This window comes from Bacillus sp. FJAT-50079, assembly GCF_018343515.1.
Lineage (GTDB): Bacteria > Bacillota > Bacilli > Bacillales > Bacillaceae_C > Lederbergia.
Genome location: NZ_JAGYPD010000004.1, coordinates 338,766 through 360,401, shown reverse-complemented (window position 1 = coordinate 360,401; position 21,636 = coordinate 338,766). Strand labels below are relative to the sequence as shown.

General features: G+C 38.1%; 19 protein-coding genes. All 19 read right to left on the bottom strand.

All coding sequences use genetic code 11. The annotated features are described in order from the left end of the window. Window positions 1-63: 63 nt before the first annotated feature. The 19 genes from KHA95_RS12610 to KHA95_RS12520 all read right to left on the bottom strand — a co-directional run bounded on the left by KHA95_RS12610 (window position 64) and on the right by KHA95_RS12520 (window position 21,631). The gene (locus tag KHA95_RS12610; RefSeq protein ID WP_213137858.1) at window positions 64-1,347 is read right to left on the bottom strand and encodes a DUF5068 domain-containing protein; all 1,284 of its coding nucleotides are present in this window, start codon (window positions 1,345-1,347) and stop codon (window positions 64-66) included. 613 nt (window positions 1,348-1,960) lie between these two features. Further along, window positions 1,961-3,421, bottom strand: coding sequence for a CoA-acylating methylmalonate-semialdehyde dehydrogenase (locus KHA95_RS12605; protein ID WP_213137857.1), 1,461 nt, complete (start codon window positions 3,419-3,421; stop codon window positions 1,961-1,963). Window positions 3,422-3,486: 65 nt separating this feature from the next. Then, a complete protein-coding gene (gene iolC, locus KHA95_RS12600; protein WP_213137856.1) occupies window positions 3,487-4,482 on the bottom strand; it encodes a 5-dehydro-2-deoxygluconokinase in 996 nt (331 codons plus the stop codon). A gap of 51 nt (window positions 4,483-4,533) precedes the next feature. Further along, window positions 4,534-5,337 (bottom strand): 5-deoxy-glucuronate isomerase, encoded by an 804-nt coding sequence (iolB, locus tag KHA95_RS12595; RefSeq protein WP_213137855.1) that lies wholly within the window; start codon window positions 5,335-5,337, stop codon window positions 4,534-4,536. A 285-nt stretch (window positions 5,338-5,622) separates the two neighbouring features. Next, window positions 5,623-6,636, bottom strand: a complete 1,014-nt coding sequence (locus tag KHA95_RS12590) for a Gfo/Idh/MocA family protein (protein WP_213137854.1) — start codon at window positions 6,634-6,636, stop codon at window positions 5,623-5,625. Between the two features lie 31 nt (window positions 6,637-6,667). After that, complete coding sequence (locus tag KHA95_RS12585; protein WP_213137853.1) at window positions 6,668-7,639, bottom strand: sugar phosphate isomerase/epimerase family protein; 972 nt, start codon at window positions 7,637-7,639, stop codon at window positions 6,668-6,670. A gap of 31 nt (window positions 7,640-7,670) precedes the next feature. Beyond that, window positions 7,671-8,714, bottom strand: coding sequence for a Gfo/Idh/MocA family oxidoreductase (locus KHA95_RS12580; protein WP_213138085.1), 1,044 nt, complete (start codon window positions 8,712-8,714; stop codon window positions 7,671-7,673). Window positions 8,715-8,842: 128 nt separating this feature from the next. Then, a complete protein-coding gene (locus KHA95_RS12575; protein ID WP_213137852.1) occupies window positions 8,843-9,772 on the bottom strand; it encodes an AraC family transcriptional regulator in 930 nt (309 codons plus the stop codon). Window positions 9,773-9,786: 14 nt separating this feature from the next. After that, window positions 9,787-11,049, bottom strand: a complete 1,263-nt coding sequence (locus KHA95_RS12570) for an MFS transporter (RefSeq protein WP_213137851.1) — start codon at window positions 11,047-11,049, stop codon at window positions 9,787-9,789. Between the two features lie 330 nt (window positions 11,050-11,379). Continuing rightward, window positions 11,380-12,462, bottom strand: coding sequence for a tartrate dehydrogenase (locus KHA95_RS12565; RefSeq protein WP_349305475.1), 1,083 nt, complete (start codon window positions 12,460-12,462; stop codon window positions 11,380-11,382). A 169-nt stretch (window positions 12,463-12,631) separates the two neighbouring features. After that, on the bottom strand, window positions 12,632-12,775 hold the full coding sequence (locus tag KHA95_RS12560; RefSeq protein WP_213137849.1) for a GapA-binding peptide SR1P: 144 nt from the start codon (window positions 12,773-12,775) through the stop codon (window positions 12,632-12,634). Window positions 12,776-12,799: 24 nt separating this feature from the next. Beyond that, window positions 12,800-14,227 (bottom strand): aldehyde dehydrogenase family protein, encoded by a 1,428-nt coding sequence (locus tag KHA95_RS12555; protein WP_213137848.1) that lies wholly within the window; start codon window positions 14,225-14,227, stop codon window positions 12,800-12,802. Between the two features lie 74 nt (window positions 14,228-14,301). Then, window positions 14,302-15,258: a transketolase family protein gene (locus KHA95_RS12550; protein ID WP_213137847.1), complete on the bottom strand. Its 957-nt coding sequence runs from the start codon at window positions 15,256-15,258 to the stop codon at window positions 14,302-14,304. Between the two features lie 3 nt (window positions 15,259-15,261). Continuing rightward, on the bottom strand, window positions 15,262-16,113 hold the full coding sequence (locus KHA95_RS12545; protein ID WP_349305474.1) for a transketolase: 852 nt from the start codon (window positions 16,111-16,113) through the stop codon (window positions 15,262-15,264). Between the two features lie 110 nt (window positions 16,114-16,223). Continuing rightward, a complete protein-coding gene (iolG, locus tag KHA95_RS12540) occupies window positions 16,224-17,243 on the bottom strand; it encodes an inositol 2-dehydrogenase (protein ID WP_213137846.1) in 1,020 nt (339 codons plus the stop codon). Window positions 17,244-17,319: 76 nt separating this feature from the next. After that, complete coding sequence (locus KHA95_RS12535; RefSeq protein ID WP_213137845.1) at window positions 17,320-18,195, bottom strand: carbohydrate ABC transporter permease; 876 nt, start codon at window positions 18,193-18,195, stop codon at window positions 17,320-17,322. 16 nt (window positions 18,196-18,211) lie between these two features. After that, window positions 18,212-19,159 (bottom strand): carbohydrate ABC transporter permease, encoded by a 948-nt coding sequence (locus KHA95_RS12530; protein WP_213137844.1) that lies wholly within the window; start codon window positions 19,157-19,159, stop codon window positions 18,212-18,214. A gap of 61 nt (window positions 19,160-19,220) precedes the next feature. Further along, on the bottom strand, window positions 19,221-20,519 hold the full coding sequence (locus KHA95_RS12525) for an extracellular solute-binding protein (protein WP_213137843.1): 1,299 nt from the start codon (window positions 20,517-20,519) through the stop codon (window positions 19,221-19,223). A gap of 95 nt (window positions 20,520-20,614) precedes the next feature. Beyond that, a complete protein-coding gene (locus KHA95_RS12520; RefSeq protein WP_213137842.1) occupies window positions 20,615-21,631 on the bottom strand; it encodes a Gfo/Idh/MocA family protein in 1,017 nt (338 codons plus the stop codon). Between the last annotated feature and the right edge of the window lie 5 nt (window positions 21,632-21,636).

The window sequence follows — 21,636 nt, the reverse complement described above, 5'->3', positions numbered from 1 at the left end:
AGAAAAATCCCCCGAAAGTTTTTTTCGGAGGATGGCACTTTATTTTCAACTCTTCTAAATATACTAGTTTGGTAAAATAAAATTCGCTTTTTTCCCTTTGGAAATATCTTTTGCTTCTGTATTCTTGATCGGACCAATTTCAATCTCAAACGTTTTATCCTTCCAGATCTTCTCATATTGCTCCTGATCCAAAACAAATGCTTGTAAGAGTTCTCCTGATTCACCAGCTTTAACAATATCATCATTGCGGTAAAGAAGTAGCAAACCTTCATTAAGCAAGTATTGCGTTCCATCATTAACAGTTAATTTAGAACTCATCGATGATAACCCAATATCTTCCGTTCCTTTATTATTCAAATTAAATTTAACGGTAAGTAAAACAACCCCGTTTACAAAAGATGAAAAGCGTGGTGCTTCAACTGAGTTTGGAGTAAACGCTGTAAATTGATATCCATCTAACGTTACAGCTACATCTCCCAGTTCTTCACTTTCATTGATGCCATCCTTTTCTTTTAGCATCTCCTTTTCACCCATATCTTCTCTAGTTGCTCGGTCTTGGAAAAAGGCTTCATTTGCGGCAACTTTCGCAGCCCCATCTTCATTCAGACTTAATGTAAATTTCCCTTCACTCCCGAAGTTAGAATTAACATCTCCCTTTTCAGAGTGAGGTTTTGGAATATCAACCACGACAGTTGACAACTCTAAAACTTCATCTAAATGATCCTTGCCAAATGGATATGCATAATATCCTGTGATCGTCTCCCCTGCCTTAATTAAATAATCATTCGTAGGAGATAACTTTTCAGGCAGTTGATCTTCTCGCGGAAGCAAATCGCGATAATTATTATATGCTTTTGGTGCACCCGTATAGGACATATAAAGTGCTGGCATAAAATAAGCATCTTTATCTAATTCATTCTTTACCGTATACTTAGCAAGAATGACACCACCATCCGTCTGGTCGTTGAAAGGGATATCAAAATCAGTATGAAAATCAGCCAATTCAACTAACACGTAGGCGTCTAACGAAATCGATACACCATCCGATTGATGAACTTGCGGCTCATTGTTTTCATAAAGAACCTTAGCAGTCCCTTCCGTTTCTTCTTCCATATAAGTGATTAATTCTGAAAAGTCATTACTTGATTGATCTGCTGCTTCACTTTTCTTATCGGCTTCCTCATCTACAATCTCTTCAGCCTCAGATTCTTGTTCATCTACATTATTTTCTTCCGATTCGCCAATCGCGTCTTCCTTATTCGTTTCTTTCGCTTCTTTGCCACATCCACTAATGACGATAGCCGCTAACAACATTGCGGTTATTATCATGAAAAGCCTTTTATTCATTTTTCCCCCTCCATTTTGCTCAAACTCTTTCCACAGTATCACAGGCAATAACGGTTGGAAATCGGCATAAAGAAGCATGGAATCATACCATTTTTTCACAATTATCTAAATCAGTTCTAAATAATCAGTAAGTTATACCTATAAAAAAAGATGATTATTTAATCTTTCTTCTTTATATCTCAGGATATATTTCGCTTTTCACACAATAAAACCGGCTATCCAACGGGAGCCGGTTTTACTTTCTCATTTTAAATATTCCAGTTCAGATCAAATGACCTATGAAAAAATCTTTTGGTACACAATTTATATATTTATTAGTATATTTAATCACACAGGAATGAAGATGTCCTTGTAAAACAAATTTCATCCTATATTAATACAGGAAGACTCTCTCCTTACACCTTAATTAACTCCCGAGTCATATTCCAAAATTCATAAAGAGATAATACCGATGGGGGATGGTTCATGCATAAAAAAATAGCACAAACCTTGGATCTTGGCTTATGCTACTAAACATTCAATTATTTATACTTGCACCTTCAATGATAGTATATTTTCTTCCTTACATTCATCATTTGTCTGTGCAGTGAGTTCGATAAATCTTGCTCCAACTTTAAACCCATCTAGCAGTAAGGACTTTCTTTCTTGTATAGAATTCTACACCATCCGTTCCATTTGCATGCAAATCGCCATAGAAAGAATCTTTATAACCTGAAAATGGGAAGAATGCCATCGGTGCGGGTACCCCAATATTTACACCTAGCATACCTGCATCTATTTTTTCACGGAATATACGTACGTTTCCTCCATCTTTCGTAAAAATGCATGCACCGTTTGCAAATCGTGATTGATTAGAAAGAGATATTGCCTCTTCCAAGTTTTTTACACGTGAAATGGATAGCACTGGAGCAAAAATCTCATCTTGCCAAATTTTCATTTCACTTGTCACTTCATCAAAAATAGTTGGTCCAACAAAATAGCCTTTGCCTTTTGCTTCTTCATCTTCCCTTCCATCACGAATAAGGCGTGCGCCTTCCTTTTCACCTGTTTCGATATATTGTAATGTTCTCTCTTTATGCTGCTCACGGATCACTGGACCCAAAAATACATTTTCGTCTAATCCATTTCCAATCGTAAGCTCATTTGCTTTTTGCAATAATTGTTCGATAAACGCATCTGATACTGAATCTTCGACTGCAACAACCGAAGCAGCCATGCATCGTTCGCCAGCCGATCCGAATGCTGCATTAAGAATTTGCGTAGAGGCATTATCTAAATTCGCATCGTTTAAAACAATTGAGTGGTTTTTGGCTCCCGCGAGCGCTTGAACACGCTTCAAATTTTCCGTCCCTCGTTTGTACACATACTCAGCGACAGGTTGAGAACCTACAAAGGAAATTGCTTTCACATCTTTATGATCCAATAAGCCATTTACGACATCATGTGCCCCATGAACGATATTGAATACACCTTTTGGCAGCCCTGCTTCTTCTAGTAATTCAGCTAAACGATTAGCTAGTAATGGTGTACGCTCAGACGGTTTTAATACAAATGTATTTCCAGTGGCAATCGCCAGCGGGAACATCCAACATGGAACCATCATTGGAAAATTAAACGGTGTAATCCCACCAATAACCCCGATTGGGTAACGATAAACACCTGACTCTAGCCCCGTCGCAATTGAAGGCAATTGTTTCCCCATCGTTAAGGTTGGTGCACCAGTAGCAAACTCCACACATTCGATTCCGCGCAGCACTTCGCCATGGGCTTCTTTGAAGTTTTTCCCATTCTCAATTGTAATTAATTTTGCTAGTTCGTCCCAGTTCTCAACAAGTAGTTGTTGATATTTAAATAGAATACGAGCCCGTCTTGGTATTGCAACTTCCTTCCATGTTTCGAAAGCCTCTGCCGCTACTTGAACTGCTTGATCTACGTCTGCTTGAATCGAGATCGGAACTCGAGCAATCTCTTCACCTGTCGCCGGATTATATACTGCTTCCGTACGATTTGATTGAGCTTCTATCCATTCTCCGCCTATATAGTTTTGTAATGTCTTCACTATTGTTTGAGTCATGTAAATCGCCTCCACTAAATATATTTTACCCATTACAATTGCTTGAATTTACAATGCTTACATATTTATTTTAGAGCGACCGCTTCTTTCAAGAAATTGTCAATTTCACCCACCGTTGGCATCGCATCTGAAGAGCTATGTTTAGAAATAACAATCGCCGCCGAAGCACTCCCATATTCCATTGCTCTCGGTATATCCCAATTATTCAATAACCCGTATATAAACGCAGATGCATACGAGTCACCCGCCCCAAACGTCTTCAACACCTTTGTTTTAAAAGCGATTCCTTGATACGAAGAGCCATCTTTAGCATAGGCAAAAGAACCATTTGCACCGTGTTTAATCACAACAATCTCGGCATGATAACCAAACCATTTCTGTGCAGTTCGTAAATCATCTTTATGATAACTTTCAAATTGTTCCATCATGTCGAACTCTTCTCTCGTCCCAATAATTACATCACTTTTCTCTGCTGCAAGATTATAATAAATAGCCGTTTCCTGTGCAGATGTCCATGTATAAGGTCGATAATCCAGATCAAAAACGACAACGACCCCATGTTTACGAGCATAATCCAATGCTAAAAATACAGCTTCTCTTGACGGACTAGCTGCTAAAGCAGTTCCAGAAACTAATAACACTTTCGTATTTTTAATATAATCTTCTGACACTTCCGTCGTTGCAAGCTTTAAATCAGCAACATTATTACGATACATTAGGATACTGCATTCCTCGGGACTTTTAATTTCTGTAAAGGTCAATCCAGTAACAGCTCCTGTTTGATCAATAGAGATCTCGGATGTATCTATATTGCTATCTTGTAAATACTTCGCAATGAAACGGCCCATTTGATCATTTGAAACTTTGCCGATAAATCCCGTTTTCAATCCTAGTCTCGCTGATCCAATCGCTATATTAATCGGAGAACCACCAACGTATTTTGTAAATGAATAGGTTTCTTCCATTGGACGATTGATTTGATCTGCGTTCAAATCAATACAAAGCCTACCTATTCCAATTAAATCAAAGCTGCGATCTGCTTTAAAATCTAAGTTATACATATCATTAGCTCCTTTTCACGTAATCAAACATTAAGCGCTTAACTTAATGTTTTATTTTGGAAATAACCATTCATGATCTGGATCATTATGAAATTTCCATGTTCTAACTGGTCCAGCCATTACATTTAAATAATATGATTCATAACCTGGAACCGTTGTTACTGGATGATACCCTTCTGGAACGAGTACTACATTGCGATTTTCAACACATAAAGTCTCATTTAAGCTCCGCTTATCATTGTATACTCGTTGTAAAACATAGCCCTGTGTAGGATTTACCTCATGATAATATGTTTCTTCTAAGTATGATTCATGTGGTAAATTTGCTTGATCATGTTTATGCGGTGGATAGCTCGACGTATTGCCATCAGGTGTATAAACTTCTACAACTAGTAAACTATCAGCATCTACTTGTTCAGGTAGAATATTATGTATTTTGCGGCTCATTTTTCCTGAACCACGATCTTCTTGTCCAACATCCCCCGGGGAAATAAGGCGTGCTTCATAATTTCCTTTACCAGGTGCCAAGCAGACAGCTAATTCTAGGTCCGTTAAAGCCGCCACTTTGTAAGCATCATCATTTGGTATATAGACTGAAAATGGCGGTATTTTTTCAAACACACTCATTCTTTGCCCAATATTTTCAAAATGTTCTTTTTCCGTTTTAACATCTGCTCGCCCCGTTAGTAATACGAGGCATACTTCGCTTTCCCCTGTTGATTTACTTAATGTTTCTCCTGCTTTTAAAGAAAATACTTCAAATCCTACATACTCCCACCGCGCAGATTCTGGGGTTACACTGATAATTTTCCCATCATGATCCCTCGCTTGAGGCTTTACAAGTAATTGTGACATAATATCCCTCCTATTATCTTGGTTAAGCGCTTAACTTATTAATTACTAGTCTATACTATTAATAGCTTTCTTGCAATACCGTTTTGGTTCCGCTTACAAAAAAATACCGTTTTATTCTCTTTGATTTAATTCGCTATACAAGCGTTAAATAAATTACAGCACCAATCAGAAACGCACACTTCAACGATTTCATATAAAACGGAGAGTCAAAAGCTTGATTCATTAGCTTTTAACTCTCCGTTTCCCCTATTATTTATGATTCATCTTTAAGGCAAAATTGTGCTATCAAGGATTCATTGCCCATTCCGGCGATAGATCAACAAACGTTGCTTTTTCAATTGATCTGAAACAAGCTTCTATTATTTTTAAATTTTGAATTGTATTTAACGCGAAACGTTCTTCCAACTTTCCTTCTAAAACAGCTTTTGAAAAATGCTCGACTTGAAGAACATATTGATGACCAATCATTTTTTCTTGTCTATTTTCTCCATCATTGGTACTCACTTCTATTATTGCCTCTCCATTAAATAATTGAGGAACAAAAGCTCTTGGCACTCGAATTCTTCCTTTTGTCCCAATTAGCTCATAATCATCTATCCTTGTCCGATCCATCGCTGCATCAAATAAGGCAGTGATCCCATTATTAAACTTCATCATCCCAGCAACAGATATATCTACTTGTCCATCTATTGAACTTGTCGCAAACACTTTATTTGGCTCGGCATTTACAATATTTCGAATCGAGTGTATACAATAACACCCAACATCGTATAAACTCCCCCCGCCTAATTCAGGGCGCATCCTAATATTTTCTTCCTTAGAATGAAGATAAAATGAAAGGCTTACTCTCATTGTTTTTAAATCCCCAATTTCTCCGGAAGCAAGAATTTCCTTTACCCTTTCATGTTGGGGATGAAATTGATACATAAAAGCTTCCATAAAAAGAACGTGATTTTCTTTGCAATTATCAATCATTTCCTCCGCTTCTTTCGCGGTTAAGGCAGCGGGTTTTTCACAAAGTACATGCTTACCCTTTTCAGCTGCTTTCTTTACCCATTCTGCATGAAGTGCATTTGGTAATGGAATATAAACAGCATCAATCATTGGATCCGCTAATAAATCTTCATATTTTTCATAAACGGTACGTATGCCAAATTTAGTTGCGATGCTTTTTACTCTTTGATTAGAACTTGCGATAGCAACGACCTCTGCATTTTTTGCTTCTTTAAAAGCCGGCAATAATTCATCTTGTGCAATTTGTGCAGTACTCAAGATTCCCCAACGTACAAATGTAGTCATCGCTGACACTCCTTCTACATTGTTTTCTTAGTTAAAGTTGACTTCGTGACAACGCTCTCACAGAAAAATCTTTCGGTATTGTTTCTCTTAGAAGACTGGTAGATTTCGCTATAGCTGTCATCTGATCCATAGACGCATCTTCATTTTCAAGACTGACAGCACCATCATATCCAGTCATCCGAACAACCGAAAAGAATTCTTTCCACCACTTTGCGTCATGGCCATATCCTAAAGCAACAAAATTCCAAGCGCGATCGGCGAAGCGATCGGTCGTTTTCGTATCAAGAACGCCATCGATTTCATGAATTCCTCTTTCGATCCGAACATCTTTCGCATGAACATGATAAATCGCATCTCCTAAGTGTCTAGCAGCTACAATTGGGTCTCCTCCCATCCAAAATAAATGGCTTGGATCTAAATTCATCCCAATCATCTCACCTACTTGTTCCCTTAACTTAAACATTGTCGTTGGATTATACACTAATTGAGAGCCATGATTTTCTAGTGCAATTTTCTCAATCCCATGTTCCTTCGCAAGCTGAACAGTCTTTTGCCAATACGGAAAAGCAACCTCATTCCATTGCCAATTAAGAATTTCAATTGTTTCTGGCGGCCAACTTGTCGTTATCCAATTAGGTGTTTGATCATCTGGGCCACCACCAGGCAAACCTGACATCATAACGATTTTCTTTACACCTAATCGTTCCGCTAGCATAAACGTCTTTTCCACGGTCGACTGATGTTGCACTCCTTCTTCATTTGGGGCTAGTTGATTTCCTGAACAATTAAGTGCCTCTATTTCTAAGCCTCTACTTTGAATGGCATTAAGAAAGGCTTGGCGTTTCAAACGACTTCCTAGTAATTCCTCTAATTGTAAATGGGGAGCATTAGACCAATTTCCACAGCCAAATTCCAATGTTTCGTAGCCTAATCTTGCCGATGTATCAAGCATCTCCTCAAACGACAATGTCCCCAATGAATCGGTTACTAAACAAAGACGCATGTTTAAAATCCCTTCCTCTCTTTTTATCTACCTAGACACTATAAGGCGCATGTGCTGAATGAATTTCGATCTTTTTTCCAGTTTTGTATGATTCCGTTGCAGCTACTGCAATTTCTAATGCTTGCTTTCCATCAACCTCATTACATGAGGTTCGACGGTTACGAATAATTGATTGAATAAAATCATTTATCTCTAATGTAAATGCCTCTGAAAGCGATGGTGGAAAAATCGGCCCCGGCTCATGTTTACCTGTTGGACTCAATAATGTGATCTCTTTTTCCCGAATGGTAGGGATTTGAATCGCCCCTTCCGTTCCAATCACTTCACAGCCAATATCAAAGCCATATGGAGAATTACGACTTGATTCTATATCCCCCGTTGCTCCATTAGAAAACTCTAAATAGGTGATTGCTTGGTCAACGTCATCATACTCTTCCATAAAAGAGTTCATAATAATTTTTCCAGTTGCCAATACAGAAGTGACTTCAGAACCAATCAAGTACCTAGCAATATCATAATCATGGATTGCGAGATCTAGAAAGATACCACCGCTATTTTTTAAAAAAGCAATCGGAGGGGAAATCGGATATTTACCTGGCGGGTTATCCCTTGTAAATCCTTTAAAATAAATGGGTTTACCTATTTCCCCTGCTTCAATTCTCTTTTTAGCTTCTACAAAAGTTGGATGATATCTTCTCATGAAACCGACTTGGCAAAGAACATTATTTTCATTAATCAAATGGATGACATCTGTTGTTTCTTCTAATGTTTGCGTAATCGGCTTTTCTATAAAAATATGTTTCTTATTTTTGGCAGCAAGTTTTACCATCTCAGCATGCGTTGGTGTCGGAGTGGCGATGATTACCGCGTCAACATCTGGATCTTTAAAAGCCGTATTCGGATCATTTGCCCATCGTTGTACACCTAATTCTCTAGCAACTTGTTCCGCTCGACCTTCAAAAGGGTCGACTACATATAATAATTCTGCATCCTTTATATGGTTAACAAGATTTCCTGCATGGATGGAACCTAATCGACCTAAGCCGATCATAGCACATCGAATTTTATTTGCCATCATCATTATCTCTCCTTTATTGCATAGGATTCCGCTCTATATAGACAATGTAACAGCTTTTCATGATTAGAAACATTGTACTTTGTAAGACGTTTTTGCATAATTGTTGGATTTAAAAGGTTTTTTTATCAATTATGTGGTGATGATTGCCGGCGAATGGTGCTCATCGGTTGTTGATAATGACTTTTTTTATTTTTTCTAAATTGCAAAGGGGTGATCTCCATCATCAAACGAAAGCTACGACTAAAATGGGCCGTTGATGAAAATGATAAGAGTTGACTAATATATTCAATTGAATAATCTGTTTCTAGTAAAAGCTGCTTTGCTTCACATATGCGAATGCGGATAAGGTAATCTGATGGTGATATTCCATATGCTCTTTTAAAACATTGAGTTAAGTAGGAACGATGAAAGTTTAATTCTTTCGCTAATTCCTCAATTTTAACGTTATTATGTAAATTATTTTCCAACCAATTAGCTGCTTTGTGAGCGATCCTTATTTGTGAAGCTGGAATATCACTTTCTTGAAGGCGTTCTTTAGATAGACAATATTGCGCTAAAATACTAATTAATTCGATCACACTTGAATGCAAACGAAGCGCATTGACGGCGCAATGCATATCTTCTAAGTAATCTTCTTGCACTAAGTGAGACTGCTTTTTTTGTGATTGCATATTAAACTCTTCGATGAACTTTACTACCCAATCAGAAATGGTCCGCTGATCACGAACCTTTTCTTCAGTTGAAATAACTGGATTTTTCATTAATTGAAAAGCGGCATGTACTTCTTTCATTTCGATTTCAAAGTGGAAAACTAAATACTCTGTCGTCATAGGAGTGAAGCTGTGATGATAGAGACCGGGTTTAACGATGATCGCGTCTCCTTGTTTTAATCTATACACTTCATTATTTATCGACTGCTCCATTTCACCCGAAATACAGTAAATAAATTCAAAATATGAATGTTTATGATTAGGATAAGTCCAACCTTTTTCAATTTGATCGAGTTGAATGTCCATAATTCGCAATGCGCTATATAAGGATGAAAGCTGATACATTTCATACACACTCCTTACTTTTTTACTGCTATCCTCTGTAATGAATGGTTAACCTGATCAACATGCTGTTTATCTTTTATTTGAATCTTTCCTGCTCCCTTATATAAAAATATCACTACAAATGCACTACTGAATGAAAGAATAGCAGTTAAATAAAACACTTGATCTAAACCAAATGATTGAGCCACCGTTCCAGCCACAAGCGGACCAAGAAAAATGCCGATTGCATAAAATGATTGAAAAAAACCCATTGCAGACATTTTTAAATGTGTCGGGCTAATTCGGACGACTTCGCTCAACAATATTGGGAAAATAAAACCAAGTGCCAATCCAATACCAATATGATACAGACTAAGCGAAACAAGTGAGCTTGCAAACGGAATCAACATAATGAAGAAAGCCGTTACGATAAAGCAAACGGCCAAGCCCGATTTATGATAGCGACGCTCCGGCTCGTAAAATACAAGACTTAAAGAGGCTAAAGCATGTGGAATAAAAAAAGCTAAATTTAACCAAATTAATGATTTTTCCTGCACATTCAGAGCTTTTGCAGCGATTGGGCTGAACCCAAAGATTGTAATAAATAAGATTGCATGGGCGATAAGTGATAGAAAGGTCAACATCTTAAGCTGGGGTAGGCGAATTGTCTCATTCAGATGCGTTATGATACGAGTCGATACAACGGATTTTTCCGCTGTTACGTCTTTAATGTTCCACGCACAATAAGCTCCCAGTATTGAAGCAACAGCTCCAATCCAAAAAGGAAAATGCCAGCCAAATAAATGAACGAGATATCCACAAATAGCCATCGCACATAATTGAGTTGCGACTGTAATAAATTGCAAAGTACCCATTGCTTTAGCAGATTGACTTGCGTGAAAGTAATGGGCATATAATATCGTTGCCATTACCCACATTGCCGCTGTCACCCCTGCTAGTAGGCGAGCGACTAATACCATGTAGAACGAATCGAAAAAAATGAATATGATGCTACTAATAAAAACAGTTATAAAACCGCTGAACAGCAATTTTTTTCGACTTTTATGTAAAAAATCAGACAAAATACCAAGTGGGAAACGTAGCATTATTTGTGTAATCCCATAGCTCCCTAATATAATTCCGATCGCTGAATAAGAAAAACCAAGTGACTGTAAGTAAACCCCAAATACCGGAGCGTATATATAGATTGCAAACCAAAAACAAAATACAGCAGCTAAAAAGTTTAAATGGTCTTTCTTTGATACAATCTTCCCACTCCCTCTTTCATTTACATTCATCCATTTCACTCCCTCTCCTTTTTATAATCATTCTACTTCAGAACAAAAGCGTAAGCGCCCGTTTAGCGACGTACAAACTGCGTCAACAGGACGTGGCGATCTTAGTCGACGATCCTTAAAGGAAACACATCGAAGAATGAGCCGATGTTGACTTATCGTAGGATGAAGAATGAAGTTTGCTAGTCGCTGGGCGACTGGAGCTAGACGTAGATTGCTCCAGTAGAAATTGTCCACAAGCAAGTATTTTATAATTTCCTAGATAGTGAAAAAACAGCGCCTTGTATACGCCGCGCTGTTTCTAATTCATTTCCACGCTCCCTCTTATTTATGTTAGCTGGCTGTTACCATGATCTCAGTCAATATTTCAGCAACGCGGTCCCCAACTTGAGAAGTCGTCGCAGTCCCTCCAAGATCTGGAGTCAACACTGATTTCTCCTCCATGAGCATTTCAATTGCGAGAAGCAGTTGCTTTCCAATATCTTCAAAGCCAAAATGGTCAAACATTTGACTCGCTGACCAAATCGATGCCAGTGGGTTGGCGATGCCATGTCCAGAAATATCTGGTGCCGAACCATGAATGGGCTCAAACATCGATGGATATAATCTTTCAGGATTTATATTTGCTCCTGCCGCAAGCCCCATTCCACCTGCCAAAGCAGCACCGAGATCCGTTAAAATATCACCAAATAAGTTTGACGTAACAACGACCTCAAATCGTGACGGTTCTTTAATCATCAACATGGCAGCGGCATCAACAAGATACGAAGAAGTTTTCACATTCGGATATTCTTTGCTCACTTCCTCAAAAACTTGATCCCAAAATACCATTGAATAGTTTAAAGCATTCGCCTTGCTAATGCTTGTCAACGACTTCCCGGCCGCTGCGGCCGTTTCAAACGCATAACGGATAATCCGTTCCGTCCCTTTTCTGGAAAACACACCCGTTTGCAATACGACTTCTTCCTGTTTACCTTTAAATAACCAATCTCCCGCTCCTGCATATTCACCTTCACTATTCTCACGAATAAATAACATATCAATGGTTTCTTTACTGCCTCCGACTAACGGACACGGTGCTCCATTTAACAACGTAATCGGGCGAATATTTACATATTGATCAAACGCTTTTCGAATCCGTAATAGCAAATCCCATAGCGAAATATGATCCGGGACCCCTGGATAGCCCACCGCACCTAAATAAATCGCATCAAACGCTTTCAATTGTTCAATCCCATCTTCGTCCATCATTTTTCCATGTTGCAAATAATATTCACACCCCCACGGAAAATACGTGAACTCAAAGGTCATCCGCCCATCCAATTCAGCGGCTTTTTTCATGATTTTAACCCCTTCATCGATCACTTCTGGACCAATCCCATCGCCTGGAATGACGGCTATTTTCAACTTTTTCACTACGATCAGCTCTTTCATCTAAATTTAATTAATTTTTTCACGATTTATCCCACTTAATTTTACAGTAACTTAGACTATTCAGACAAGTTGCTTCATATAAGAAAAGCCGGAGAATGGATGATATTCTCCGGTAATTTTTATATTAGCTATTTCATTAATTGAAGGTTTATTATGCTTTTTTATTGCAGCATTTTTCTTCCTTGCAACGGGAGTAATAAATGGTCACTTTTTCTGATTGTACCGTTTCAATAAGTTCTCCACATTTGTCACATACAATAGAACCTAATGCGATTAAATCAACAGAAGCTGTCATAATTACCCCATCCTTTTGATTATTTTATTCTTCTACATTCACAACGACTGTGACGGTTTCAACAAGCTCTTGAATTGCATATGCCGGACCTTCTTTTCCATTTCCACTATCTTTGACACCACCATATGGCATTTGGTCGGTTCGGTAGCAGCATGTATCATTAATGACAACGCCCCCTACATCAAGTAAATATGGAATTTTGTAGGATAAGTTAAGGTCTGATGTATAGATACCAGCTTGTAAACCATATTTAGAATCATTTACAAGTTCGATAGCCTCTTCAATTGATTCATATGGTGTAACTGTAACAACCGGTGCAAACACTTCTTCATCAACGACTTTCATTCCCTTTTGTGCTTGTGTAATTACTGTCGGATAGAATATGCTTCCTTCACGCTTACCGCCTGTTATAATGTTTGCTCCAGCTTCTTTCGCTTCTTTCACCCATTGCTCAATACGTACCGCTTCTTTTTCATTGATCATCGGGCCCACATTCGTTTCAGGATCTAACGGATTTCCTACTTTTAATAAAGATACTTTATGCAAAAACTTCTCCATGAATGTCTCTAAAATCGATGCCTGGACAAAGATCCGTTGAACCGAAATGCAAATTTGACCAGCATGGGCAAATGACATTTTTGCTAATTTTGCAGCTGCTTTTTCAATATCTGCATCATTGTGAACAATCGTTGCTGAATTGGAGCCAAGCTCTAATGTTGCTTTTCTTAAACCTATCGTTTTTTGGATATGCTTTCCAACAGCAGGTGAGCCTGTGAATGTATAATGGGCGATTCGCTCATCGTGAAGAAGCTGTTCTCCGACAGTCGCTCCTCCTCCCGCTACAACTTGTACGAAGCCTTTAGGCACTCCTGCTTTTTCAAGCAATTCACATAGTTTAATTGCAATCGTCGCTGTATCAGAAGCCGGTTTAATGATTACCGGATTTCCTGCTGCAAGTGCTGGTGCCACTTTGTGAACGACTAGGTTTAACGGGAAGTTAAAAGGTGTAATCGCTGCTACAACTCCAACAGGTTTTTTCACTGTATATAGAAAACGGCCTTGGGCATTATAATTAGGAATAATTTCACCGACAAGTTTTTTTGATTCATCAGCTGCGATTTGAAATGTAGCTGCTGAGCGCTTCACTTCGACTCTCGCATCTGTAATCGGCTTGCCTCCTTCTTTTGCAATCGATTCTGCAAATGCATCTGCATCTTGAAGCAGCAACTCCGCTGTCCGCATAAGTATGTTGTAACGTTGTTCAGGGGCGAACACCGTATTTTTATGAGCATAAACAGCCGCTTCAATCGCTTGATCCACTAATTCTTTATCCGCAATGCTTACTTCCGAATATAATTGCCCCGTATACTTATTATAGATTTTATAGGTCTCGTCTGTTTCCACCCATTTCCCATTGATAAAAAGCTTATCTTTTACAATACTGTCCAGCATATTCTCTTCTCCTATCCTTTCTTGTTTAGATGCTTTCCTTTCGCGAACTCCAAGACAGCTCCACGGTTAGGTAATTAGCGCTTTTTCTTCAAGGCTTCTTTCACTCTTTTAACAATATGTTTCGTAGATAGTTCATATTTATCTAGCATTTCTTCATTGGGTCCAGATTCTGAATTACGGTCGTTCACTCCTATTCTAAGCATTGGCACGGGATGTTCTTCAACAAGTACTTCAGCAACAGCACTAGCAAGCCCCCCATAAATACTATGCTCTTCAGCCGTAACAATGACGCCTGTTTTTTCAGCCGCTTGAACAATCGCCTCGCGATCGATCGGTTTAATCGTTGGCATATGAACAACAGATACAGAAATCCCTTCCTTTGCAAGCTGTTCGGCCGCTTCTAGAGAGCGACTCGTTTGTGTCCCTGTTGAAATAATTGTCATTTCGTTTCCATCTATTAATGTGACCGCTTTTCCAAGTTCAAAGTTATAATCCTCCGAGAAAATAATGGGATATTCATCACGTGCAAGCCGAATATAAACGGGACCTTCATATTTATTGGCATATTCCATCATTTTTTTTACTTCTACACCATCCGCTGGTGCAAGAACGACCATATTAGCGAGAGTACGGAATATAGCGATGTCTTCCAATGCTTGATGCGATTTTCCAGTTAATCCAGTTAAAAGACCACTATATGCCCCTATCATTTTTACATTTAAATTCGGTTGAGCAATTTGTACTTGAATTTGATCGATTGCTCGTTTTGATAGAAAAGCAGCAAATGTCGTTGCCCATGGTTGCAATCCTGTTGATGCTAGTCCTGCGGCTACACTCATCATATTTTGTTCTGCAATGCCCATTTGCAAAAACTTACTTGAATTTTTACTAGCAACCACATCTACTTTTGTCGAGTTTGCTAAATCACCATCTAGCGCATATACTGTTTCATCCTCTAATGTAAGTTGAAGCAATGTTTCTCCAAATACATCTCTCATAGAAACTTTTTCTGCTGATAAAGTGCTTGTCATAGATTAAACCTCCATTTCAATTTCTTGAACAGCCTGTTTTAATTCTCCATTTGTAGGAACACGCGAATGCCACAAGTAAGCATTTTCCATAAAAGAAACGCCTTTTCCTTTGATTGTGTTTGCAATAATTATTGTCGGTTTCCCTTTTACTTCGCGTGCTTCTTTAAATGCCTTGTTTATTTGCTCAAAGTCATGTCCATCGATGGTAATGACATAGAAACCAAAAGCTTCCCAACGTTTTTTAGGATTAGTCACTGGGATTTCTCTACTTTCTCCTTCGCCATCCCAACCAAATTGTTGTAATTTATTGTAATCAAGAATAATAACAAAATTATCCAATTTATATTTAGAGGCAATATCGGCAGCTTCCCATACTTGACCTTCTTGGGACTCTCCATCACCAATCATGCAATACGTACGGAAATTTTTATTTTGGAGCTTGGCACCTAGAGCGATTCCAACAGCTGCAGAGATACCTTGACCGAGTGAGCCTGTTGACATATCAACGCCAGGCAATGCATTCATATCAGGATGTCCTTGTAATCTTGAATTCAACGCGTCAAATGTTTTTAATTCCTCAATCGGTAAATAACCTCTAATCGCTAAAACTGAATAAAGTCCGATCGCGGAATGACCTTTTGATAAAACAAAACGATCACGGTCTTCAGCTCGTGGATTTTCTGGATCAATATTCATTTCATTAAAGTATAAATGTACTAGTACATCGACGGCTGACATAGGTCCACCAACATGACCAGCCCCAGCATGATAGACACTTTCAATAATTAATCTTCTTGCCTCTATTGATGTTTTCTTTAATAACGTGATTTTATCTTCTGTAAGAGTTGCACTCACTTTCCATTCCTCCTTCATTGCATTTCGTGGTAAAGTTTTGGTTAAGCGCTTAATCAAATAGATAGAATTAATAGACAAGGCAAGCACTCTTGCTTACCTTGTTCTATTAATCATTGTTTCACAGTTTCCAAATTCATTTTTACTGGTCGCCCTTCCGCAAAAGATTGTTTTGCAGCGTTCGCTATTTTCTCCGCTTGATAGCCATCATTTCCCGTGCAGCGAAGTGGCGTACTGTTTAATATTGAATCAATAAATGCATAAGTTTCAGAGATGTAAGCATCTTTATATCTTTCTAAGAAAAAATGCTTTAATTTATCTCTAAATACCCCAGCTTCTGTACTAATTTCCGCACTCGTTGGACGATCATTTTCAACGGTAATACAACCTTTCGATCCAAATACCTCCACCCGTTGATCATAACCATAGACTGCTTTTCGACTATTATCAATGACAGCTATTGCCCCATTTTTAAATTTCAATGTAGTAACGGCAGTGTCTATATCCCCGACTTGACCAATCGCAGGGTCGATTAAATTAGCACCATGTGCATATACTTCGATGACTTCACTCCCCGTTACATAGCGAGCCATATCAAAATCATGAATGGACATATCGAAAAACAAACCACCCGAGTTTTTAATATACTCTACCGGAGGGGGTTCAGGGTCTCTAGAAGTAATTCTTACGATATGCGGTTCACCAATTACACCATTTTTTATAGTTTCATGGATTTTCAAGAAGTTGCGGTCGAAGCGCCGATTGAAACCTACTTGCAAATGGACTCCAGCTTTTTCTACCGCCGCCAACGCAGCTTCTGTTTCCTCGATAGAGAAGCTAATTGGCTTTTCACAAAATATATGTTTTCCTTTCTCTGCTGCTTGTAAAATAATCGGAACATGCGTATCCGTAGGTGAACAAATAAAAACAGCATCAATTTCTGGATCATTTAAAATGGCTTCATAATCCGTTACTACATTTTCAATCCCAATTTGCGCTGCCCATTCCATTGCATTTTCTGCGAAAATATCAGAAATGGTTTTAATTCTCACTTGTGGAATATGAATAATATTTTCTGCATGTAAACGCCCAATTCTACCAGCACCGATAATTCCAATTGATATTTTCTCCATATAAGTCACCCACTTCTTATATTTGTAAAGCGCTCTCTTTAAGACATCTTTTATTTAAGTATTTCATTTGCAATGATCATCCTTTTACAGCCCCCATCGTCATGCCTCGAACAAGATGTTTTTGGACAATGAAGGAGAAAAATAGAACTGGTAAAATAGATACCGTTGCGGCTGCACATAATGCACCCCAGTTTGTTTTATACTGTGTAATAAACGTAGAAATACCTGCTGGTAATGTCATTACATCGGTAGAATTAAGTAAGAACATTGCAAAAAGAAATTCATTCCAAGTTAAAATAACAGTAAATATAGATGTAGCCACTAATCCAGGAATCGCCAATGGCAAAACAACTGTAAAAAACGCCATTATTCGAGAATGCCCGTCTATCATAGCCGATTCCTCTAATTCAACTGGAATTTCTTCAAAAAATGCTTTCATCATCCAGACGACAAATGGTAAATTAAACCCCGTGTAGACGATCAACATCGCCCATAATGTGTTCACTAATCCAAGTTTTTGCATGATTAAGTATAATGGTATAACGACAACAATTGGTGGCAGCATTCTCGCTGTTAATATAGCAAATGAAAGTCTCTCGGTTCTTTTTCCTTTTAATTTAAAGCGTGCAAGGCTGTATGCTGCAAAAGCGCCAATCGTTAAACAAAGGATCGTCGAAACAGAGGATACGATGGTACTATTAATAAAAAACTGCATAAATGGATTATTGGAAGAAAGGATCCCTTCAATTGAATCGATATAATGCTGCCATGTAATATTTTTCGGAAAGAATGTTTGTTTCGCTGCAAACAATTCGCCTTCCTTTTTAAAACTAGTAATGATCATCCAATAAAGTGGAAATAAAATAAACAGAATGGTGATTGTTAAAAAACAAGCCCGAAATAATTTAACTTTTATGCCGCCATCTCTTATTGATTGGACTGATTGCGCCATTACGTTTGTCCTCCTCTTAATTTAATTGTTGCGAGCGGTTCATTAGTCGAATAAGTGTAGATGAAATAATGATTGTAATGATAAGAACAATGAACAACCCTGCTGCTGCGAAACCAAAATCGGAAAACTTCATTGCAGTCCGATACATTAAGAAACTAATCGTTTCTGTAGCCCGGCCAGGACCACCTTGTGTCAAAACGAAAATTTGGTCAAATGTCCTTAGTGCATCCATTGTACGCATTACAAGCGCAACAATTAAAACAGGTTTCAACATCGGGATCGTGACATAGCGGATAATTTGAAACTTCGTTGCTCCATCGATTTCTGCCGCTTCAAATGGATCTTGTGGCAACGCCTGTAATCCAGCTAACAAAATTAAAAATACCATTGGTGTCCATTGCCAAACATCAACAAGAATTAAGGAAATAAATGCTAAAACAGGTTCCCCTAAAAAGTTGATTTTTGGAAGGCCCATCCCTTGCAACATATAATTGAGAATTCCCATATCTGTGTTTAACATTAATCGGAACACAATTGCCACGACTAAAGGAGAAACCATCATAGGAACGATTAATAGCCAACGTAATAATTTCATCATTGACCCATCTTTAGAAACACTTAAAGCAAGATTAAAACCTACAAATAATTGAACGGATACAGCTAAGGCAGTAAATGATAATGTGATGAAAATGGAATTCCAAAAAACTCCAGAAGTTAAAGCTTTTGCATAGTTTTTCAAGCCTGCGAACCCTGACATATTTCCAAATGTATCATAGGTAGACATTGACACAACAAGAGAATATAAAATCGGAAACACTGTGAGGAGCAATAAAAGAATTAATGTCGGTGCCATTAATAGATACGGAAGATTTTTGTCACTTCCTAGATTATATTTCCTTTTCTTGCTCTTAACTGAATTATTAACCCTTATTTCAGACAGGGTTATATTATTTTTACTATCCATTTTATTGCCTCCTTAAAGGTGTTGATACAGTGTAGACACTGTATCAACACATCGTTTAACATCAATACCCGTTGCTTTCCATCAATTCGCTGATCTCAGTTGCGGCTTTCTTTAGTGCCTCTTCTGGGCTTATGTCACCGATTAAAGCCTGATTTAAATACGTACCATAGAGTTCTTCAATTTGCGAATACAATGGTGTACGTGGACGGAAATTCGCATTTTCAAGACCAATGCTCACCGCTTCTAAGTATGGATATTCCTGTAATAAATCTGAATCAGTCAAAACACTCGTTCTTGTTGGAATTCCACCTTCTTTTGTCATCTCAACTTGAATTTCTTTTGAAGAAGCCCACTCAATAAATTTTAAAGCGTCTTCTTTTTGTTTAGATGCCTTTGGTATTCCAAAAATCCAGTTCCCAATCATTGGAGCATGATCTTCTCCTTCTGCTTTTGGCACTAATGAATAACCTATTTTCCCAGCAACCTCTGATTTTTCAGGATTTTCCATTGTTTCTCCCCAAGAAGGCCAAACGATTGCTGATAAAGCTTCACCTGTTGCCATTGCTCGCCCAACCTCATCTGCATTATAATTCGCAATTCCATCTGGGGCCGTTTCTTTGAAATTCACATATCTTTCCAATGCTTTGATTGCTTCTGGACTATCCAGTATGACATTCCAATTCTCATCGAAAAAGTCTGCTCCATGTGACCATAAAAATGCATTAAAGTTCGTTGCAATCGCATTCCCTTTCGCTCCCCGAGGAACGAAGCCATATTTAATGACATCTTTATTTTCTTGAATCGCCGCTTCAAGCTCTTCCCATGTTTCAGGTGCTTCGCCTAAAATATCTTTCCGATAAAAAAATAATTGAACATTTCCTACTTGTGGAACACCATAATAACGAGATTCAGCATCCGCATCTTCTCCTGGCAAACGCGGGCCGCTCGGTGCTGGCCACATCGCTACTTCTCGAGACATTTTCGCAAAATCTTCATCAGGTGTGTAGCCTAATTCATCCAGTGGGGTTAAAAATCCACCACCAGCAAACATTGGCATCCATGGATCATCTGCAAAAATAACATCGTACGACCCACCTGAGTTTCTTAAATCATTATAAATTCGCTCATATAAAGTGTTATAATCAAATTCATTCCACTTCACTTTAATTCCCGTTTCTTCTTCAAATTTTGGAATTAATTGCTTTATTGCTGACGATTCAGAACCTGCGACCATTGCAACTGTAATTGTCCCATCTTCACTTGAATTTTCTTTTTTATTAGTACCTCCCGTATTGCTTCCGCCACAGCCTGTAATCATAAGCAAGACAAGAATAGATAAAAAGCTAATTATTTTTTTCATATTAATCCCCCTAGTTTCTTTGGTTAAGGTAAGCGCTTACCAAAAATTCGATTCTTTGATAATATTAATCTTCAATAATACGTTTCTTACACGTATTAAATGTTTCCAACCTTTTGCAATAATTCGACTGTCGCCCCTGTTCGAATCGATTGAAAACACGCTTCTAGCACTTTCATATTGCTAATGCTACTTTCAGGTGTTTGTATAGGGAATATACCAGTAAGTAAACAATTCGATAAATGTTCTACCCCTAGCTTGTAATAATAATCTGTAATCGTCTCTTCTCTTCTCTTCCCATTATCAGTCGTAATTACAATGACTCCTTCTCCATCGACTCTTGGTATAAAAGCTCTTGGAACTTCGATTTTTCCTTTTGTTCCTACCACTTCATAAGAATTACGTTCAGTCATATTCATACCACAGTCGAAGTATGCTTTCATTCCATTATCTAGCTCCATGATTGCCACCGCGGACATATCTACATGATGAATTGGATGATTTTCTTCCACCGCATAAACTCTTACTGGTTCTCGATCTAAAATCGTTCGAATTGCATGGATACAATAACACCCAATATCATATAGACTTCCACCACCTAACTCCTTACTCATTCTAATATTTCCGTTCAGCTCTTCGAGTTGAAAAGTAAAGCTTGATCTCATTAACTTCACTTCACCAATTTCTCCTGAATCAATGATATCCTTTACTCTTTTGTGTTGTGGGTGGAATTGATACATTAAGGCTTCCATAAATAAAACGTTATTTTCCCTGCATACTTGAATCATTTCTTTCGTTTCCTCAGTAGTTAATGCTGCTGGTTTTTCACAAAGCACATGCTTTCCATGTTTCGCGGCTTCTTTGACCCATTTTGAATGCAGACCGTTAGGTAATGGAATATAAACTATATCAATCTCTGGATCGGCAAGTAGATCTTCATAACTTTCATATGTTTTAGGGATATGAAATTGCTTTGCCACTTCAGAAGCCTTACCACTTTCGCTTGCAATTGCAATTATATTTGCATTTTCAGCTTGATGGATAGCCGGTATTACTTGTTTTCGGGCGATTGTAGCGGTACTTAATATACCCCAATTAACGGCGTTTTTTTTCATCTATC

What these genes read in the sequence shown, in the direction of transcription:
- KHA95_RS12610 (WP_213137858.1), bottom strand. Translation starts at nt 1,347, where the DNA reads ATGAATAAAAGGCTTTTCATGATAATAACCGCAATGTTGTTAGCGGCT.
- KHA95_RS12605 (WP_213137857.1), bottom strand. Translation starts at nt 3,421, where the DNA reads ATGACTCAAACAATAGTGAAGACATTACAAAACTATATAGGCGGAGAA.
- iolC (WP_213137856.1), bottom strand. Translation starts at nt 4,482, where the DNA reads ATGTATAACTTAGATTTTAAAGCAGATCGCAGCTTTGATTTAATTGGA.
- iolB (WP_213137855.1), bottom strand. Translation starts at nt 5,337, where the DNA reads ATGTCACAATTACTTGTAAAGCCTCAAGCGAGGGATCATGATGGGAAA.
- KHA95_RS12590 (WP_213137854.1), bottom strand. Translation starts at nt 6,636, where the DNA reads ATGACTACATTTGTACGTTGGGGAATCTTGAGTACTGCACAAATTGCA.
- KHA95_RS12585 (WP_213137853.1), bottom strand. Translation starts at nt 7,639, where the DNA reads ATGCGTCTTTGTTTAGTAACCGATTCATTGGGGACATTGTCGTTTGAG.
- KHA95_RS12580 (WP_213138085.1), bottom strand. Translation starts at nt 8,714, where the DNA reads ATGGCAAATAAAATTCGATGTGCTATGATCGGCTTAGGTCGATTAGGT.
- KHA95_RS12575 (WP_213137852.1), bottom strand. Translation starts at nt 9,772, where the DNA reads ATGTATCAGCTTTCATCCTTATATAGCGCATTGCGAATTATGGACATT.
- KHA95_RS12570 (WP_213137851.1), bottom strand. Translation starts at nt 11,049, where the DNA reads ATGAATGTAAATGAAAGAGGGAGTGGGAAGATTGTATCAAAGAAAGAC.
- KHA95_RS12560 (WP_213137849.1), bottom strand. Translation starts at nt 12,775, where the DNA reads ATGACAGCTTCTGTTGATTTAATCGCATTAGGTTCTATTGTATGTGAC.
- KHA95_RS12555 (WP_213137848.1), bottom strand. Translation starts at nt 14,227, where the DNA reads ATGCTGGACAGTATTGTAAAAGATAAGCTTTTTATCAATGGGAAATGG.
- KHA95_RS12550 (WP_213137847.1), bottom strand. Translation starts at nt 15,258, where the DNA reads ATGACAAGCACTTTATCAGCAGAAAAAGTTTCTATGAGAGATGTATTT.
- iolG (WP_213137846.1), bottom strand. Translation starts at nt 17,243, where the DNA reads ATGGAGAAAATATCAATTGGAATTATCGGTGCTGGTAGAATTGGGCGT.
- KHA95_RS12535 (WP_213137845.1), bottom strand. Translation starts at nt 18,195, where the DNA reads ATGGCGCAATCAGTCCAATCAATAAGAGATGGCGGCATAAAAGTTAAA.
- KHA95_RS12530 (WP_213137844.1), bottom strand. Translation starts at nt 19,159, where the DNA reads ATGGATAGTAAAAATAATATAACCCTGTCTGAAATAAGGGTTAATAAT.
- KHA95_RS12525 (WP_213137843.1), bottom strand. Translation starts at nt 20,519, where the DNA reads ATGAAAAAAATAATTAGCTTTTTATCTATTCTTGTCTTGCTTATGATT.
- KHA95_RS12520 (WP_213137842.1), bottom strand. Translation starts at nt 21,631, where the DNA reads ATGAAAAAAAACGCCGTTAATTGGGGTATATTAAGTACCGCTACAATC.